The 19,926-nt window shown below is 39.3% G+C and carries 14 protein-coding genes and 1 pseudogene; 14 read left to right on the top strand and 1 reads right to left on the bottom strand.

The genetic code is table 11. The features are described from left to right. The first annotated feature begins 41 nt into the window (after positions 1-41). Together AC3XNE_RS10470 and holA are read left to right on the top strand one after the other, a co-directional pair. On the top strand, positions 42-2,288 hold the full coding sequence (locus AC3XNE_RS10470) for a DNA internalization-related competence protein ComEC/Rec2 (RefSeq protein ID WP_489832014.1): 2,247 nt from the start codon (positions 42-44) through the stop codon (positions 2,286-2,288). After that, entirely contained in the window at positions 2,278-3,309 is a 1,032-nt protein-coding gene (gene holA / locus AC3XNE_RS10465; RefSeq protein ID WP_489832013.1) for a DNA polymerase III subunit delta, read from the top strand. Before AC3XNE_RS10470 ends, holA begins: the two co-directional genes overlap by 11 nt. Before the next feature lie 54 nt (positions 3,310-3,363). On the opposite strand, the gene rpsT is transcribed toward holA, so the two are convergent. Beyond that, positions 3,364-3,618: a 30S ribosomal protein S20 gene (gene rpsT, locus AC3XNE_RS10460; RefSeq protein ID WP_489832011.1), complete on the bottom strand. Its 255-nt coding sequence runs from the start codon at positions 3,616-3,618 to the stop codon at positions 3,364-3,366. Between the two features lie 321 nt (positions 3,619-3,939). On the opposite strand from rpsT, the gene rpsO reads away from it, so the two are divergent. The 12 genes and pseudogenes from rpsO to AC3XNE_RS10400 all read left to right on the top strand — a co-directional run bounded on the left by rpsO (position 3,940) and on the right by AC3XNE_RS10400 (position 19,744). Beyond that, positions 3,940-4,209 carry a 30S ribosomal protein S15 gene (gene rpsO / locus AC3XNE_RS10455; RefSeq protein ID WP_489832010.1) on the top strand — a complete coding sequence of 90 codons (270 nt, stop codon included), beginning with the start codon at positions 3,940-3,942 and terminating at the stop codon, positions 4,207-4,209. A 169-nt stretch (positions 4,210-4,378) separates the two neighbouring features. Next, positions 4,379-6,640, top strand: a pseudogene (gene pnp, locus AC3XNE_RS10450) (polyribonucleotide nucleotidyltransferase). A 98-nt stretch (positions 6,641-6,738) separates the two neighbouring features. Next, entirely contained in the window at positions 6,739-7,791 is a 1,053-nt protein-coding gene (locus AC3XNE_RS10445; protein ID WP_489832009.1) for an aspartate-semialdehyde dehydrogenase, read from the top strand. A gap of 12 nt (positions 7,792-7,803) precedes the next feature. Continuing rightward, positions 7,804-8,676 (top strand): 4-hydroxy-tetrahydrodipicolinate synthase, encoded by an 873-nt coding sequence (dapA, locus tag AC3XNE_RS10440; protein WP_489832008.1) that lies wholly within the window; start codon positions 7,804-7,806, stop codon positions 8,674-8,676. A gap of 23 nt (positions 8,677-8,699) precedes the next feature. Then, entirely contained in the window at positions 8,700-10,400 is a 1,701-nt protein-coding gene (locus AC3XNE_RS10435; RefSeq protein WP_489832007.1) for a ribonuclease J, read from the top strand. Positions 10,401-10,427: 27 nt separating this feature from the next. Further along, positions 10,428-11,342, top strand: coding sequence for a hypothetical protein (locus AC3XNE_RS10430; protein WP_489832006.1), 915 nt, complete (start codon positions 10,428-10,430; stop codon positions 11,340-11,342). 215 nt (positions 11,343-11,557) lie between these two features. After that, complete coding sequence (gene tuf, locus AC3XNE_RS10425; protein WP_489832005.1) at positions 11,558-12,751, top strand: elongation factor Tu; 1,194 nt, start codon at positions 11,558-11,560, stop codon at positions 12,749-12,751. 227 nt (positions 12,752-12,978) lie between these two features. Next, positions 12,979-14,307, top strand: a complete 1,329-nt coding sequence (gene tig / locus AC3XNE_RS10420) for a trigger factor (RefSeq protein ID WP_489832004.1) — start codon at positions 12,979-12,981, stop codon at positions 14,305-14,307. A gap of 159 nt (positions 14,308-14,466) precedes the next feature. After that, positions 14,467-15,714 carry an ATP-dependent Clp protease ATP-binding subunit ClpX gene (gene clpX, locus AC3XNE_RS10415; RefSeq protein ID WP_489832003.1) on the top strand — a complete coding sequence of 416 codons (1,248 nt, stop codon included), beginning with the start codon at positions 14,467-14,469 and terminating at the stop codon, positions 15,712-15,714. Positions 15,715-15,869: 155 nt separating this feature from the next. Then, a complete protein-coding gene (gene gndA, locus AC3XNE_RS10410; RefSeq protein ID WP_489832002.1) occupies positions 15,870-17,291 on the top strand; it encodes an NADP-dependent phosphogluconate dehydrogenase in 1,422 nt (473 codons plus the stop codon). A 204-nt stretch (positions 17,292-17,495) separates the two neighbouring features. Next, positions 17,496-18,182 carry a response regulator transcription factor gene (locus tag AC3XNE_RS10405; RefSeq protein WP_489832001.1) on the top strand — a complete coding sequence of 229 codons (687 nt, stop codon included), beginning with the start codon at positions 17,496-17,498 and terminating at the stop codon, positions 18,180-18,182. Beyond that, on the top strand, positions 18,182-19,744 hold the full coding sequence (locus AC3XNE_RS10400) for a HAMP domain-containing sensor histidine kinase (RefSeq protein WP_489832000.1): 1,563 nt from the start codon (positions 18,182-18,184) through the stop codon (positions 19,742-19,744). Before AC3XNE_RS10405 ends, AC3XNE_RS10400 begins: the two co-directional genes overlap by 1 nt. Positions 19,745-19,926 lie beyond the last annotated feature (182 nt).

The following is a 19,926-nucleotide window of genomic DNA, read 5'->3' as shown; positions in this document are numbered from 1 at the left end:
GCCTGTATTCTTTCTTTTTTCTCAGTCTTGATGCTTTATTTTTGAGCTTTGCCTTTTTTGCGCATTCGATACTGTGGCTGCTAATATGGCTATTACTACAACTTCGAATTTGGAGATCTGCCAACTTAAAAATCATTGTAGTTAATCTTATTTTTTGTTTATGTTGGTTTGGTTATCTTAATTTTTGGCAACATAAAATACAACAACAAACTGAAAAAGAACAAGTCAGTTTAGAAAATTCTGTGTTATTTGTAGAACCTGATGAATTTACTACAAATGGGGATCTTTTGAAATTTTCCGGTAAGCTGAATGGTAAAAAGCAGAAAGTTTTAGTTTATTATCGCTTTCATACAGAAGAAGAAAAAGGCGCCTTTGAGAAAATTCAGGCTCCCTGCTTGGTCGAAGTCACCGGGGATCTAAATTCGATCCGTGGTCCTACAAACGAGAACGAGTTTAATTTTCGGCGTTATATGTTAGGTAAGAATATTACAAATCAGCTGCAGGCCAAAAATATGAAAGTACGTCCAGTTAGAGGGGACTTGGGGCTAAATCTTAGGGTCAGCGCTTATTTTCATGTTTTACGTAAAAAAATGATCGATCATTTAGAAACCATCCCACAACCTCTAGGGTGGTTTACCCAAGTTTTATTGATCGGGTATCAAAGCGAAAGTTTTCAAGAAGCGATGGACCAAATCAACAAGCTTGGTTTACTTTACTTATTCACATTATCGGGCATGCATGTCTATTATTTGGTTAGTATTGCACGTTATCTGGCTCGAATGATGAAGATCACTAAAGAAACGACAGACATTTTATTGCTTATTGTTTTACCTATCTATGGGATCATTGGTGGTGGTTCGCTAGGTTTGTTGCGTTCTCTTTTGATGTCATGGTTACACATTTTTACCCAGCGTTTTACTGCAGTACCATTGGCTGGGATCGAAACGTGGTCGGTGGTTTTGCTTTTGAATCTGTTAGTCACCCCCATGGCTATTTTTTCGCTAGGAGCCCAGCTCAGTTATTTGTTAACTTTAGTGCTATTGCTAGATCGCCAAGGCAACCAATTTATCAGCGGACTTAAGATGGGAGGATATACTGTTCCACAGGTGTTATGGCATACTTTCACCTGGAATATTTGGACGATACCGTTGTCGATCCTGATCGGTCCGATCTTTGATTGGTTTATTTTCCCCGTTGTTATCATTGGGACGATTTTTACACCGCTGAGGATCTTTTGTAATAGAGCATTGCTAGTTTTGCAGTATTTTTTTGGTTGGAGTTCTAGTTTGCCAGGTACGATAATTTTTGGTAAACCACCAGTCATATTTGTTTTTGTTTGGTTGGTAATTATGTTGTGTTATCAAGTGACGAAACGACCAAATAGAGTTACGGCCTGCCTGCTTGTGTCCTATTTGGCCGCTTTTGGATGGATCCACTTGCCGTTAGAAAATGAAGTAACTTATTTCGATATCGGACAAGGTGATTGTTCTTTGATAAAAACACGGTTCAATAAGCAAGTAATTGTGATCGATACTGGAGGAAAACTGCATTTTAACACACAAAAGTGGCAAATTAGGAATAGTAGGACTAATGGTGAAACAGTTGTGGTAAACTATTTACACAGTAAGGGTATTTCTCGGATCGATCGGTTGTATTTGACTCACCAAGATACTGATCATGTAGGTAACTTTCCCAGCATTAGCAAAGGGATCACTATCAAACAGTTGGTGATCCCTGCTGGGATGGAAAAGGTGATCAGTTTTCAAAAAAGGCTGCTCACTTCTGATGTTGATCCACACGTTGTAACCCCAGTCACTGATCAAACAAACCGTGAAAATAGCCAAGGTCTAGTGCAAGTTTTACATCCTTTTATGAGTGGTAGTGGGAAGAATGAAGATTCTCTGGTGGTACTATCTCATTTTTGCGGTAAGAATTTCTTATTTACAGGTGATCTTGATCGAGAAAATGAGCTAAAAGTCTTGCACAAATATCCCGAGTTGACCGCTGACGTGATGAAAACTGGGCATCATGGCAGTAAAACGGCTAGTGCACCAGATTTTGTCGGGCATTTAAATGCAAGACTCGCAATCATTTCAGCAGGGCGAAATAATAGGTATGACCATCCCAACCCTGAAACATTGGATACGCTAAAAAGATATGGGGTCCCTTTTTTAGTGACAGCTGAAAGTGGAATGGTCAAATTAAAACAGACATTCGGAAAAGATTTTAGCGTGCAAACATTTAATTACGATAATAACGAAGAAAAGAAGGTCGAACATGCGAGTTGAGCAAGCTATTAAAAATATCAACAATGGAAAAATAGCGTCAGTTTATGTTGCTTTGGGAACAGAAAACTATTTGCAAGATAAATTCAAGAGCTTTTTATTGAATTTGATCCCGGAAGACCAACAAGAATTTAATATTGGACGCTATGATATGGAAGCTGTTAATTTGTCTGTGGCTTTAAACGATGCGATGTCATTGCCCTTTTTTGGCGAGCATCGCCTAGTGATCATTGATCGGCCATATTTTTTAACCGGTATGAGACATAAAAATTCCTTAGACCATGATCTTGATGGGTTGCTTAAATATTTGAAAAATCCCGAAACAGAAACGATTTTAGTATTTACAGCTCCTTATCCGAAATTAGATGAGCGCAAAAAGCTAACCAAGCAGTTACGGAAAACAGCCGAATTTGTTGATTGTCAGCCATTAAAAGAAAGGGAAGTTAAGGAATTTGTAACTTCCTTTTTGCAAAAAAAGGGCTATCGGTTTCAGTCAGATGCGCTTGACTTGTTATTAGAACGGACTGGGGCAGAACTGACCGCCATAATGAATGAACTGCCGAAACTGTTATTGGCGGAAGAAGACAGTAAGATGATAGAAAGAGGAGACGTTGATGGTCTTGTAGCACGATCATTTGAGCAAAACGTTTTTGATTTGGTCGACCTTGTTTTAAAGCGAAACGTAAAAGATGCGTTATCTATGTACAGAGATTTGCTATTACAAAAAGAAGAACCACTGAAAATCAATGCCATTTTAGAAGGGCAATTCAGGTTGATGTTACAAACAATGATTTTGAGTAAACATGGTTATGATCAGGGAAGTATTGCTAAAGAATTAAAAGCTCATCCATATCGGGTCAAACTAGCTTTACGTAAAAATCGTCAATTTAAGCAGTATGACCTGCAGGATGCCTATATCGGCCTAGTCCACCTTGAAGAAAAAATGAAATCTTCTTCGATCGACCCAGAATTGTTATTTCAACTTTTTCTATTGAACTTTAGCCAGCATCGTAGTGTTGCGTGAAAAGTGTATACGAAAAAACGTTACTCATAAAATAGAGTAACGTTTTTAATAGTTTTATTTAGCTAAACGAGCAGCCATTCTTGATTTATCTCGAGCAGCTTTGTTAGCTTTGATCAACCCTTTTGAATAAGCCTTGTCGACTGCTGAAACTGCTTGGTTGAACAATTCTTCAACATTGTCAGCGCCTGCTGTCTTGGCATTTTCAAACTTTTTAACTGCACTACGCATTTGGCTTAATTGAGCAGAATTACGTGTACTAGCTTTTTCGTTTGTTTTAACACGTTCCATTGCGGATTTAATAATTGGCATCGATGTCACCTCACTTGTCGTGATTCCATTAGGTAATCATTTAAATTTAACATCAATTATTATACAAGGACAGTAAAGACATTGCAATAAGAAACAACAATATCAAGCAAAAAACCTTGACAGCCGGTGATTATTTGAATCATTATTATTATTGGGTACGAAATAACTAATTTTTAACCAAAACGACTTGCAAATGACATGTTTTTTTAGTAAATTAATAGCAGTGCTATTAAATGCATGGGCCTTGGACTGAGTTTTCGCGGTGCTCACCGCCGGTTTACACGGTTTAGGGGCTAAAAAAATGAAAGGTGGGAATTACCAATGGCAGTTTCAAAAGAAAAGAAGAATGAAATTATGCAGAAATATGCTCGTCATGAAGGCGACACAGGTTCTGCTGAAGTTCAAATCGCAGTGTTGACTGCTGATATCAACGAATTGAACGAACACATCGGTCAGCATAAAAAAGATTATGCATCACAACGTGGCTTGCTTAAGAAGATCGGTCATCGCCGTAATTTATTGGCATATTTACGTGATGAAGATATTCATCGTTACCGTGACTTAATCAAGAGTCTTGGCTTACGTCGTTAATATGTTCTTTAGAAAGTCGGAAATCATTTAATGGTTTTCGACTTTTTTTGTCTAAAAAATTTTTATTTAAATTAATCAGTCACATGGACTGCAAAAGCGTTTCCAAAAATTGTATACTATAACTATAATTTTGATAAGTTATTGACTGAAATTTGGGAGGAGCTCAAGTATGGTGAAGAGTACATATACGATCAAACTAGCAGGACACGATCTGACGGTTGAAAATGGTGAGGTAGCTAAGCAAGCCGATGGGGCAGTTCTGGTTCGTTTTGGCGATACTACAGTATTATCAACGGTTGTTAGTAAACCGGCTGCTAATGACGCTGATTTTTTTCCATTAACTATTAATTATGAAGAAAAGAAATATGCAGCTGGGAAGATGCCTGGCGGTTTTATTAAGCGTGAAGGCAAACCTAGTGACGGAGCAACATTAACAGCACGAATGATCGATCGACCAATCAGACCCTTATTTCCTGAGGGATTTAAAGATGAAGTTCAAGTTACCAATTTAGTTTTAAGCGCCCAGCCAGATTGTTCACCAGCTATGGCTGCGATGATCGGGAGTTCGCTTTGCCTGGGCATTTCTGACATCCCTTTTGGTGGACCAGTTGCTGCAGTTGAGGTGGGGCGAGTTTCAGACCAATTGTTAATTGCTCCGACAAAAAAACAGCAAGCAGAGTCTGATCTGGACCTGACAGTTGCAGGCACAGCCGCTAATATCAACATGGTGGAGGCCGGTTGTGATCAGATAGCAGAAAGTGATGTTTTGGATGCATTGGAGTTTGGAGAACAAGAAATAAAAAAATTATGTGACTTTCAACGAAAAATAATAACAGAGGTCGGCCAGCCTAAAAGACAGTTTGAGGCGAAAAAACATGATGAAAAATTAGAAACGGAATTAACTAAACAAGCTACAGATTCTTTAATGCAAGCAATTTTAACTAAGAATAAGCAGGAACGTGATCAAAATATTGCAGCTGTTAAAAATATGTTTTTAGAACATTATGAAACACAGTCAAAGGAGCAGATAACAAATGATGAAAATGATTTGTTAGAGGTCAGTGAGATTTTGGACGAGCTTGAGAAAAACATCGTCAGAAAATTGATCACATCAGACAAGGTCCGACCTGATCATCGTGCACTCGATGAGATCCGACCACTTGACGCGCAGATCGATTTTATTCCTCGCGTTCACGGTTCCGGTTTATTTACACGCGGACAGACACAAGTGCTATCTACTGTGACACTTGCACCAATGTCTGAAGGACAAACTGTTGATGACCTTGATGAAGAAGAAAGTAAAAACTTTATTCATCAGTATAATTTCCCACAATTTTCTGTTGGAGAAACTGGCAGGATGAGAGCTCCTGGTCGCAGAGAGATCGGTCATGGTGCATTGGGAGAGCGGGCCTTAAAACCGATCATACCACCGACGGATGATTTTCCATACACAATCCGTTTGGTAGCTGAGGTTTTGGAATCAAATGGTTCTTCATCACAGGCCAGCATTTGTGCGGGTACTTTGGCTTTGATGGCGGCAGGTGTTCCGATCAAAGCCCCAGTCGCAGGGATCGCGATGGGCTTGGTTAAGGATGGGCAGGACCATACTATCTTGACTGACATTCAGGGCATGGAAGATCATCTTGGTGATATGGACTTTAAGGTCGCTGGTACTAAGCAAGGGATCACGGCATTGCAGATGGATATCAAAGTTGATGGTGTAGACCGTGATATTTTAAGCCAAGCTCTACAACAAGCCAAAAAAGCACGCTTAGAGATCCTAGATGTGATCGAAACGACTATCCCCGAACCACGTAAGCACCTTTCACCATATGCTCCAAAAGTTGAAACGATGCAGATCGACCAAGATCAAATCAAAGTGGTTATCGGTAAAGGCGGGGAAACGATCAATAAGATCATCGATGAAACTGGTGTTAAAATTGATATTGATGAAGATGGCACAGTTCGTATTATGTCCAGTGAACAAAACGAGATCGATCGTACATAAGACATCATCAAAGTGCTGACCAAAAAAGTTAAAGTTGGGGAAATATATGAAGCAACAGTTATTCGCATTGAAAAATTTGGTGCGATCGTAGAATTATTCCATAATAAACAAGCATTGGTCCACATTTCTCAATTGGATGAAAGACGTGTGAATAATGTTTCAGATGTCGTCTCTGTGGGAGAGAAAATGGCGGTCAAAATCACCGACGTGGATATGAATGACCGGATCAAAGCATCTCACCGAGCAATTATTGAAAACAAAAAGGCTACACAAGATCATAAGCCTAGACGCCAACAAATAGAGGTAACAGAAATAAAAATAGACTGCCAAGACAGCCTGTGGATCATGATCACCCCCAGCATAAAAAAATGCCACAATTTGTCATTAAACAAAAAGATGAATAATAAGTTTTATACTGGATGACCAAACCTAGTTACAATTGCAATTTCACCTTTTCATATAAAGAATGGCTATAAGTATGCTATAATATATGTTTAAATAAGACGAAGAAGGGATAACTTGTGACTGGATATAATATTGCTATCGTTGGAGCAACTGGTGCTGTTGGAACAAGGATCATCGAAATGTTAGAACAATCGACCTTGTCGATAGCGGACGTGAAATTGTTAGCCTCAAAAAGATCTGCTGGGAAAATTCTTAAATTTGCTGGAGAAGAAGTGCAAGTCCAGCAAGCTAGCCCGTCTTCGTTTGAAGATGTCGACTTGGCGTTTTTTTCGGCTGGTGGCGGCGTTTCTAAAGAATTAGCTCCTGAAGCTGTAAAACGGGGAGCAGTTGTTATTGATAATACGAGTGCTTTTAGGATGGACCCATCTGTTCCTTTAGTTGTACCAGAAGTCAACGAGCAAGCCTTGACGAAGCATCATGGGTTGATAGCCAACCCTAACTGTTCCACGATCCAGATGGTCGTGGCCTTAGAACCGTTACGTCAGAAATTTGGACTTAGGAAGGTCATAGTTACAACCATGCAAGCTGTCTCTGGTGCTGGTGAACGGGCTATGCAAGAATTGTACACACAGACTGAAGATATCTTGAATGGCCAGGAGCCAAAACCAGAGATCTTACCTGTCGCTTCCGCAGATAAACACTTTCAAATTGCGTTTAATCCTTTGGCTCAGATCGATGTTTTTGAAGATGGCGGATATACCCATGAGGAATGGAAGATGATCCATGAAACTAAAAAGATCATGGAAGATCAAGACATCCAGGTGACCGCTACTTGTGTCAGAGTCCCAGTTGCGATCTCTCATTCAGAATCAGTCTGGTTTGAGTTAGAACATGATGGAGCAACGGTCGCTAAGTTACAAGAACTCCTGACTACTGCACCCGGAGTTGTTTTACGCGATGACCCTGAAAATCAGGTTTTTCCACAAGCAATTGAAGCTGTCGGTCATAGAGAAACTTATGTCGGCAGGTTACGGGCCGATGGAGAACAAAAGAACGCGTTCCATTTGTATTGTGTTGCAGATAATTTGTTGAAGGGTGCTGCTTGGAACTCAGTTCAAATTGCGGAGTCTTTAGATAGAATGAGTCTTTTGCAAGTTCCACGTAAGTGAGAGGAAGATATTATGAAAGATTTAAATGCTGCTCAAATCATTACAGCGATGGTCACTCCTTTTAATGAGAGTGATGAAATTGACCTTCAACGTTTGAAAAATTTGCTCGAATTTTTGTTGTGTAATGGCACACAAGGTATTTTGATCAATGGTACGACTGCTGAAGGTCCAAATTTAAGCTCTGCCGAAAAAGACATGATGATCCAGCAAACTATCAAAATAGTTGACGATAGAGTACCGGTGATTGCAGGTGTCGGCAGTAATAGTACTGCTGCAACCGTTGAAGACGTCAAAAAAATGTCTCGCTATTCCAGCTTAGCAGCTCTTTTAGTGGTCGTTCCGTATTATAATAAACCGGACCAAGCGGGAATGTTTGCTCATTTTACTAAAGTTGCTGATGCAAGCCGGATACCGCTGATCATTTATAACATTCCGGGTAGGACTGGGGTCAAGATGAACGTTGATACGGTACTCAAGTTAGCTGAACATCCGAATATAATTGGTGTTAAAAATTGTACCGGACCAGCTGATCTCGCAGTTATGATCGAAAATGCTCCGCATGATTTTTTGGTTTATTCTGGAGAAGATGAAGATGCGTTAGCGGTTAAAACGCTGGGTGGTGCTGGGATCATCTCAGTTGCAAGTCATGTGTTCGGGAAAGAAATATCACAAATGTATCAAGACGTTGATAAGGGAGATGTTAAGTCAGCTGGGAAGATCATGCGTTTTTTGATCCCTAGGATCGACGCACTCTTCAGTTTGCCTTCGCCGGCACCTGTTAAAGCAGCTTTGAATCAAAGAAATATCATGGTCGGTGAGCCAAGATTGCCGATTTTGCCTTTGGATAGCGCACAACAAAGCGCTTTAGAAGAGATTTTAAATTAAAAATAATTAAGTGAGGTGAAAAAATGAGTGAAATAAAGATCTCTGCACTTGGTGGTGTCAGAGAGAATGGTAAGAATATGTATATCGTTGAGATCAAGGATGAAATCTTTATTTTGGATTGTGGTTTGAAGTATCCAGAAAATGAATTGCTGGGTATCGATACTGTCATTCCTGATTTCGAATATTTACGTGAAAATTCCGAGAAGATCGTTGGTGTTTTCTTGACCCATGGGCACGCTGATGCAATTGGAGCATTACCATATTTTCTTAGTGAATTTAATGTTCCTGTTTTCGGTTCTGAATTTACGATCGCACTGGCTAAGATCGCCTGTGAAAATGAAGGCACGTCGAAGAAGTTTAACGATTTTCACGTAATAAATGCTGATACTGAGATCGATTTTGAGAATGCAACGGTCTCATTCTTTAGTACCACTCATTCAGTTCCCGAGTCATTGGGAATAGTTGTTAAAACAAATAAGGGGAATATAGTTTATACTGGTGATTTTAAGTTTGATCAAACTGCGACAGCTAGTTATCGCACTGACTTTGGCAGACTAGCTGAAATCGGGAAAGAAGGCGTCATTACTTTATTAAGTGATTCTGGTAATGCCGAAAATCCAGCTGAGCCTGTTGATGAACATGTGATCACTGATATGATCAGTGAAACTATTGAGAATCATAAAGGACGAATAGTCGTAGCTTGTGTTGCTTCTAACCTAATGCGTGTTCAGCAAGTCCTAGACGCAGCCGCTGCTAATGAACGGAAGGTCACATTAACTGGCTTTGATGCGGAAAAAGTGATCAACACAGCGTTAAAGATGAAAAAACTCCGATTACCAGAAAAAGATCTATTGATCAAGCCAGGAGATATGGGTAAATATGACTCCGAGCAATTGGTAATTTTAGAAGCCGGTCGTTCTGGCGAGCCCCTGAAGTCTTTGTATCGCATGGCAACTGGTAAATATAAGGGTGTTACCTTGGGAGAAGGTGACCTAGCCTTTATTATAACGACTCCGTCACACGCGATGGATACCAAAGTTGCTAAAACACGTGATATGATCTATCATTCCGGGGCAGAAGTTAAGGCTATTTCGGATGAGTATAATTCATCTGGTCATGCAAGCAAGCATGATCTGCAATTGTTGATCAACTTGTTAAGGCCTAAATATTTAGTTCCGATCCAGGGTGAATACCGTTTGTTATTTGCTCATGCGGAAACGGCAGAACAAGTCGGTATGGAACCACAAAACATATTCTTGTTGAAAAACGGCGATGTTTTAGAATATGATAAGGATAAAATGATCATGGCTTCATCTGTTAAAGCCGGTAATACAATGATCGATGGTAGTGGTGTTGGTGATATTGGGAATATTGTTTTACGCGACCGGAAGTCATTGTCAGAAGATGGTATTTTTATCGCTGTGGTCACTATTGATCGCAAAAAGCATCGGATCATCGATACGCCGAAGATCACTTCTCGCGGCTTCGTGTTTGTTAAGGCAAGTCGGGAATTGATAACTGAAAGTGGCGAGATCGTCAGAAAAGTAGTTCAAAATAATTTGGACAATAAAGAATTTGATTGGAGCCATTTGAAACAAGACATCAGAGAAAACTTAAATCATTATCTTTATGAACAAACACATCGTCATCCAGTAATATTGCCGATCATTATGGAAGTTAATCAACACCGCCATTATAAGAAGAAAAAGCAAGTTTCTAAATAAGCATCACATTGGGTGGCAAAGAAGTTAATGAAAGAAGACAGAAAAGAGTTTCAATCTGTGGCTGAGACGGCCTTATATGAAAAAAATTATCAACTTGCAGTTGAAATTTTTTCTAAATTATATTCAGAGAAAAGATCCGCTCGCGAGAATTATCTTTTTGCTCAGGCTTTAGTAGGCGTAGGTGATTACTCCAAAGCGTTGATGATCATTCAAGAATACATGAATAGTTATTTGGCGGAAAATGAACGATTGGTTTTCTATATTCATGTAGCGGTTTTTGCAGGAGAAAGTCTCAAAGTCTCTCAATTGCTTAAAAGTTTAAAAGAGTTTTTAACTGAGCAAGAAAGTCAGTTATTTTATGCAACATTATCCTCAGAGAACGAGCTTTTTAATAAACAAGAAGGGAATAAGTTACTGAAGTTGAAAAAACAACTTCAATATCTGGGAGCTTTAGATCCATTAGAACAACGAAAAATTGCAAAAAAAGCAGTTGCCTTGTCATGTCAGGACTTTGTTTTAGCAGTCAAAGGTGCGTTGGAAGATGACAATGTTCATCCACTAGTTCGAGCATCACTATTAAATGATCTTCGCTTGCTAGATGTGCAAGAAGAATTCGCTTATCACTCGTTTTTAAACGGGCGAATTGCCGTGACACCTGGACGGCTTGAGGGATTGCAGCAAACTGAAGTTTTTAAAAGTTATGCTGCACAGGTATTAGGAGATCCCTCAAGGCCCTCAGAACTGTCACAACAGATCTTGGGAGAGATCACTTTAAAATTAATGTTATTATATCCAGTTTTTACAGATGTCGAACAAGACGAAGAGTTATGGTACTACATTTTATTGAATGATCAAAGATCCTTAAATTCTGCTGGAGATTATGGGCAAATAGCTTTAAAAATGGAGAAGAGCATTTTAGAATTGGAGTTAAACTCAAAATAATGTAAAAAAGATTGAAAATCTTGATTATTTTTGGTTTTTAGTGTTTACAAATAGATTTTGTATCTATATAATTATTCAAGGATTCTTCAATATCTCCGGTTGTGAGTATCTGTTGATGCTTGGAATTGGGGGGAAGAAGTAGTATAATTTAAATTAAAGGATTATCGGCAAATTATTGCGGGTTTTCTTTGCAAAATCACAGGAGGTTCGTATTAATGGCAAAAGAACATTACGAAAGAACAAAGCCGCATGTTAACATTGGTACTATCGGACACGTTGACCATGGTAAATCAACTTTAACAGCTGCTATTACTAAAGTTTTATCTGAATCTGACACAGGTGTCGCAGAATTCCAAGACTATGCAACTATTGACGCTGCTCCAGAAGAGCAGGAACGTGGTATCACTATCAATACTTCACATATCGAGTATGAAACTGAAAAACGCCACTATGCTCATATTGATGCCCCAGGACATGCTGACTATGTTAAGAACATGATCACTGGTGCTGCTCAGATGGACGGTGCTATCTTGGTAGTTGCTGCTACTGATGGTCCAATGCCTCAGACACGTGAGCATATCTTGCTTGCTCGTCAGGTTGGTGTTGAATATATCGTTGTCTTCTTAAACAAGACAGACCTTGTTGATGATGATGAATTACTTGACTTGGTTGAAATGGAAGTTCGCGATCTGTTGAGCGAATATGACTTCCCTGGTGATGATATTCCTATCGTTCGTGGCTCAGCTCTTAAAGCATTACAAGGTGATGCAGAAGAAGAAAAACATGTTCAGGAATTGCTTGACATCATTGATGACTACATTCCAACACCAGACCGTCCTGTCGACCAACCATTCTTGATGCCTGTTGAAGACGTATTTACGATCACTGGTCGTGGTACTGTTGCTTCTGGTCGTGTTGACCGTGGCCAAGTTAAAGTCGGTGACGAAGTTGAAATCATTGGTTTCAAAGATGACGCCCTCAAAACAACTATCACAGGTGTTGAAATGTTCCGTAAGACACTTGATGTTGGTGAAGCCGGCGATAATATCGGTGCTTTGCTTCGTGGTATTGATCGTGACCAAGTTATCCGTGGCCAAGTTTTGGCTCACCCAGGTTCGATTCAAACACACAAGAAGTTCAAGGGTGAAGTTTATGTCTTGTCTAAAGAAGAAGGCGGACGTCATACTCCATTCTTCTCAAACTACCGTCCACAATTCTACTTCCATACTACAGACGTTACTGGTGTGATCGAATTACCAGAAGGTGTTGAAATGGTTATGCCTGGTGATAACGTAACATTTACTGTTGAATTGATTTCACCAGTTGCTATTGAAAAAGGTCTTAAGTTCACCGTTCGTGAAGGTGGCCATACTGTTGGTGCTGGTGTTGTTTCTGAAATCGACGACTAAAACAGTTTTCAAGAGTTCGGGCATTGCTCGAGCTCTTTTTTTTTAGAAAAATTAGTGTAGGTTCGAAATATCATTCTAGTTTTATAAAAAAAGTGAAATGATTTTTTAAGCGTCTCGACAATTATTACTTTTTAGCGTGAAACATTTACATTTCGGTCTTTGTAGGTTACACTAATTTAGTATGCAATTAACATATTGTACAAACTTATTTGCTCGGAGGGAAAATAATGTCTGCAAAATGGGAAAAAGAAGAAGGCACAAACAACGGTAAACTTACCTTTGAGATCCAGCCTGAAAAAATCAAGGAAGGATTGGATACTGCCTTTAATCGTGTTAAAAAATCTTTAAATGTACCGGGATTCCGCAAGGGAAAGGTTCCGCGACAGATTTTTAATAAAATGTACGGTGAAGAATCGTTATACCAAGATGCACTGAATGCGATCTTGCCTGAAGAATATTCTAATGCTGTCCAAGAAACTAACATTAAACCTGTCGATCAACCCGAGGTCAACGTTGAATCAATGGAAAAAGATTCGGCTTGGGTGTTGAGTGCAGAAGTAACGGTTGAACCAGAAGTAAAATTAGGTCAGTATAAAGACCTTGAGGTTACTCCTCATCCTACTCGTGTTCTTAAAGCTGATGTTGAAAAAGAATTGGAAGATAAGCGTCAACAACAAGCTGAACTTGTTTTGAAAGAAGACGAACCAGCTGCTGATGGTGACACGGTCGTTATCGATTACGAGGGTTCTGTTGATGGTGTTCCTTTTGATGGCGGCAAGGCCGACAACCAGTCGTTGACACTTGGCTCAGGCCAATTTATCCCAGGTTTTGAAGAACAACTCGTTGGGCACAAATCAGGTGACGACGTAAGTGTTAAGGTTACTTTCCCTGATGATTATCAAGCAACTGATCTTGCTGGTAAAGAAGCTGTCTTTGAAACAAAGATCCATGAAGTTAAGGAAAAGGAATTGCCTGAACTTGATGACGAATTTGCCAAAGATGTCGATGAAGACGTCGATACTTTGGAAGAACTAAAAGCTAAAATCAAAGAAGATCTGAAAGCTAAAAAGGTCTCTGAAGCTAGAAACGCGATCGAAGACGAAGCAATCGATATTGCAGTTGATAATGCTTCTGTTGGTGAGATCCCGGATGCAATGGTCGAAGAAGACGTTCATCGTCAAATGGATCAATTCATGTCAAGCATTCAACAACAAGGCATCAGTGCTGACATGTATTATCAATTAACAGGTTCTACTGAAGACGATTTGCATAAGCGTTTTGAAGAAGGCGCTGAGAAGAGGGTCAAGACTAACCTTGTTTTGGAAGAAATCGTTAAAGAAGAAGATGTTAAGGCTACTGATGATGAAATTTCTAAAGAGATCAAAGATTTGGCAGATCAGTATGGTCTAGAAGAAGATGCTGTCCGTTCAGCACTTTCTGATGATATGTTACAACATGACATTGCTATCAGAAAAGTGGTCGACGAAATCACCGATTCAGCTAAGCAAACTCGTAAACCTGACGACAAAAAAGATGATAAAGAAGACGACAAATAATATTTTTGATGCGTAAACTTAAAATCACGGCGACCTGTACTGGACAACCGTGATTTTTTGGTTAGATCTATCTAACATTCTGACTATAGGCCAACTATTCGCCTTTTTAGTTCAGTTTTGATAGAATAACCGTAACTAGGTAAACAAGGGTGATATTTAATGTATGAAAACATGGATGGTAATGGACCAGTAACTTGTTCGTTCTGTGGTAAATCAGAAAACCAAGTTAAGAGCATGATCTCAGGTCCAGGTGTCTATATTTGTAACGAATGTGTGGCTTTAGCAGAATCCATTATTAATGAAGAAGCAAAGTCAGACGTGAAGAGTGGTTTAGGTGAAGTTCCGACACCGCAAGAGATCGTCGATATGTTGAATGATTATGTGATCGGTCAGACTGAAGCTAAACGGACTTTAGCTGTGGCTGTTTATAATCATTATAAACGTGTCAATGCTTCATTGAAGGATGACGACCAAGAAACCGAATTACAAAAGAGTAATATTTGTTTAGTAGGGCCAACCGGTTCAGGTAAGACTTTCTTGGCACAGAACTTAGCCAAGATCCTTAACGTGCCTTTTGCAATAGCAGATGCAACCACATTGACTGAAGCGGGTTACGTTGGTGAAGACGTTGAGAACATTTTATTGAAGCTGTTACAAAACGCTGATTACGATGTTGATCGTGCTGAACACGGAATTGTTTATATTGATGAAATAGACAAGATCGCTAAAAAGAGCGAGAATGTTTCGATCACGCGTGATGTTTCAGGCGAAGGTGTTCAACAGGCTTTGCTAAAAATCTTAGAAGGAACTGTTGCCAGTGTTCCTCCTCAAGGCGGAAGAAAGCATCCACAACAAGAATTGATACAGGTCGATACGACTAACATTCTTTTCATTGTTGGTGGTGCGTTTGATGGGATCGACACTATAGTTAAGAACCGTTTGGGTGACAAAACTATTGGTTTTGGCGCAGATTCTAATCAAAATTTTGATGGCAATAAGAGCTTAAAGCAGCAAATAATCCCAGAAGATCTTTTGAAATTTGGTTTGATACCAGAGTTTATTGGTCGTCTGCCTATTTTAACTGCTTTAGAAAAACTGGATCAAGATGATTTGGTGCGTATTTTGACAGAGCCAAAAAATGCCTTGGTCAAGCAATATCAGAAGTTATTAGAACTTGATAAGGTTGAATTGAATTTTGCACCTGCCGCTCTTAAAGAAATAGCACGGTTAGCTATTGAAAGAAACACCGGTGCTCGTGGTTTACGTTCGATCATCGAAGCTACTATGCGTGATATAATGTTTGATATCCCAAGCCACAGTAATATTAAGAAAGTTTCTATTACAAAGAACACTGTACTTGGCCAAGAAAAACCGCGGATCGAAAAAAAAGACGCTAAAGCATCGTAATAGAAAGCGGCCTACGATCAGTAGGTCGTTTTTTGCTGTGTTAAATTAATTTTAGAAAAAGTTTTTCATATTGACCTTACAGACTTTATTTAATTTTTTATTTTTGCTATGATTTGAAGGGAACATAAATTTAGGACTATTTAGGAGGCTAAATGATGGATAAACCACAAATTGGTGTAATTGGTATGGCCGTCATGGGAAAAAACTTGGCTTTAAATATAGAAAGCAGAGGATACTCGGTTGCTATCTTTAACCGGACTGCTTCAAAGACTGAAAAAACTGCTGCAGACCATCCAGATAAGAATTTAGTACCAAGTTATTCGATTGAAGACTTTGCTTCTTCATTGCAGACTCCTCGTCGGATCATACTAATGGTCAAAGCTGGCCAACCAACGGATGAAACGATCAAGAGCTTATTACCGTACTTAGACAAGGGCGATGTTTTGATCGACGGTGGGAACACATTCTTTGAGAATACGATCAGACGTAATAAAGAACTCGAAAATTCTGGGATCAATTTCATCGGTATGGGTGTTTCCGGCGGTGAAAAGGGCGCTCTAGAGGGTCCTTCTTTGATGCCAGGTGGACAAAAAGAAGCCTATGATCTGGTGAGCCCGATCCTCGAGAAGATCGCTGCCAAGGCAAAAGATGGACAACCTTGTGTCACCTATATCGGTCCAGATGGGGCAGGTCATTATGTAAAGATGGTTCATAATGGTATCGAGTATGGAGATATGGAGCTAATTGCTGAAAGCTATAATTTGATGCGTAATGTCTTGCAAATGACGACTGAAGAGATCGCTGCGACCTTTGATGAATGGAAACAAGGTGAATTGAGCAGTTACTTGATCGATATTACAGCTGATATTTTAACTCGTAAGGATGACGAAGGTTCCGGCGAACCGATGGTAGATAAGATCTTAGACCGCGCAGGAAACAAAGGAACAGGTAAGTGGAGTTCACAAAGTGCGCTTGAACTAGGTGTTCCTCAATCTCTGATCACCGAATCGGTTTATTCTCGCTATATTTCAGCTTTGAAAGACGAACGTGTAGCTGCAAGTAAAGTCTTACATGGACCTTCATTTGACACTTCTAAGGTCGATAAGGAAGAATATATCGAAAAGATCCGTGAAGCTCTATACTTTAGTAAGATCATGAGTTATGCTCAAGGTTTCGAACAATTACGTGTTGCTTCTGAGAATTATAATTGGGATTTAAAATTCGGTGATATGGCTAAGATTTGGCGTGAAGGCTGCATTATTCGTGCACAGTTCTTGCAAAAGATCACTGATGCTTTTGAAAATCAACCAGATTTGAAGAACTTGATGCTTGATCCGTACTTTAAAGATATTGCAGAAAAATATCAAGGTGCAGTACGTGATGTTGCCGCACTTGCTGTTCAAGCAGGCGTTGCGTCACCTGGGTTTACTAGTGCGATCACTTACTATGATCAGTATCGTGCTGAAACCTTACCTGCTAATATTATTCAAGCTCAGCGTGATTATTTTGGAGCACACACATATGAACGTAATGATAAAGAAGGCATCTTCCACTATGAGTGGTACCACGAAGAATAATTAAAATTCACAAAGAAAGCTGGGCGTTTGTTTGCGCCCGGCTTTTTAACTGTTTTTAGTATTTGTGTAAAGAATGCCGGCATTATAATGAACTTCATAGATATATATGTAATTTTAAAGAATAAAATGTTAAAATTGCATTTGGAGACAATTGGAGTTTTTAAAAATAAAATCTGGAGTTCCAGATTAGGAGAGTGCGACTTAATGAGTAATATTTTAATTGTGGAAGATGAGAAAAATCTTGCACGCTTTGTTGATTTAGAATTACAACATGAAGGGTACACGACTAAGGTGTGCAAAAATGGACGTGAAGGGCTTGATTTTGCATTACAAGAAAACTGGGATGCTATTTTGTTAGACTTAATGCTCCCTGAGTTAAATGGCTTGGAAGTTTGTCGTCGGGTCCGCCAAGTTAAAAATACGCCGATCATAATGATGACTGCCCGTGATTCTGTTATCGATAGGGTTTCAGGATTGGACCATGGTGCAGACGATTATATCGTTAAACCATTTGCGATCGAAGAATTGTTGGCTCGGTTAAGAGCTTTATTACGTAGGATCGACCTAGAGAGTGAGCAAAATTCTTCCAAGCAGACCACTGTCAGTTACCGAGACTTAACGATCGAAAAGGAAAATCGTGTTGTTCGTCGTGGTGATGAGATCATTGAGTTAACTAAGCGTGAGTATGAACTGTTGTTAACTTTGATGGAAAATGTCAATGTTGTTTTAGCACGTGATGTGTTATTGAAAAAGGTGTGGGGTTATGAATCCCAGATCGAAACAAATGTTGTTGATGTGTATATAAGGTATCTGCGCAATAAAATCGATCGACCAGGTGAAGATAGTTACATTCAAACGGTGCGTGGAACCGGCTATGTTATGCGGTCATAATGGCTGAAGAAATCGTTAATGGTAAAGATAGTGAACAAAATGGTAAAAACGATAAACGTTTCATTTCCTTAAAGGTTAAATGGTCGGTCGGAATGGGACTTGGAGTTTTAGTAATTTTTGCTATCTTTGCTGTCTTGTTGTTTCAAAGTTTTTCTAGTATTTTGTTAAGACAAGAAAAAACCTATTCTTATAATGCGTTGTCAACTGCTTCGAAACGTTTAGAGGACCGTGATTCTGAATTAGATTCTAAGCATGTTAAGCAAGTTTTAAGCTATGACGTAGCTCCTACAGATGAAAAAGGACAAAATGCACCTGCTCCATATACGGATTCTGCGTTTACTTCACTGGCTCGTAAAAATTTAGCTGTAAGTGTTTATAACTTATCTGGGGACTTGATTTTTGCATCGCGCAATGTTCCATATCATTTTAAGAAAACGGGGTCAAATAAAGATACTGTGATCCGTAACGGTGCTCATCATATTTTTGTTACGAGCCGCCCAGTCAGATCTGATTCAACAAATCAAGTGATAGGTTACGCTCAGGTTACGAATACCCTTAAAGATTATGATCAAGCTCGCAGTAAGTTTATCCTAATTTTTATTGTGTTTGGGATCACTGCAGGTTTGGCGATTGCTTTGCTTAGCTTAAGTCTATCTACATGGCTTTTAAAACCGATTGAGGCTCTAAATGAAGCGATGCGTAAACTTAGTACAGGCAATGAAGGTAAAGCGATCGCAACGGTCAGAGTGCCCAAGTTAAAGCAGCGAGATGAACTGTCCGAATTAAGTGAATTATTTAATGATATGTTAGATCAGATGCAGGGTTATATCGAACAGCAGCTGCAGTTTGTCGAAGACGTGTCTCACGAATTAAGGACCCCAGTTTCTGTTATTAAAGGACATATGGATCTTTTAAATCGATGGGGAAAAGATGATCCAGAAATTTTGGCAGAATCGATCAACGCGTCCTTACAAGAAATAACACGGATGGAAAGTTTAGTGCAAGAAATGTTGGATCTGTCTCGTGCCGGGCAAGTAAATGTGCAATTTGGAAATGAGACCAGTGATATTCGAGAAGTAGCCTTGCAGGTCTTTTCTAATTTTGAAATGATTCATCCTGATTTTCACTTTAGTTTGGACAACGAATTAAGAGAGAAAACGACAGTAAAAATGTATCGCAATCATCTAGAACAAATCATGGTAATATTGATGGACAATGCTGTTAAGTATTCTCAAGAGCGTAAAGAGATCTATGTTTCCTTGTCCAAGACGAATCGCTATGCAGAATTAGTTGTTCAAGATTTTGGCGCTGGTATTCCGGAAGCTGAAGTTAAAAAAATATTTGGGCGTTTTTATAGGGTCGATAAGGCACGTAGCAGAGATCAGGGCGGTAACGGCTTAGGTTTATCGATCGCAAAACGCTTATTAGAAGGGTATCATGGCAAAATAACTGTTGAGAGTGCCGAGGGGCAAGGCTCGCTGTTTAAAATTTCTATTCCATTGCATGTGCCTGCAACTAATGAGCAGAAAACAGATGAGTCAAATGAGGATCATCTGGCATAATTAATAGTTTATTAAAAGGGCTGGAACAAAAAACTGCTTGCATTTTGTCCCAGCTTTTTTCCTACGATTAGTCAAGGGCTTATTTGAAACTTAAGCGTTATATTACAGTCAGATATTTAACGTAGAATTATACAAGGATATTTCTTAAAAATTGAGTATACTAAAATAAGCCTCAGTATTAT

The organism is Ligilactobacillus sp. JN-6 (Y).1 (genome assembly GCF_058111525.1).
Note: the sequence above shows the minus strand (reverse complement) of the source record. Positions and strands in the feature narration are given on the sequence as shown.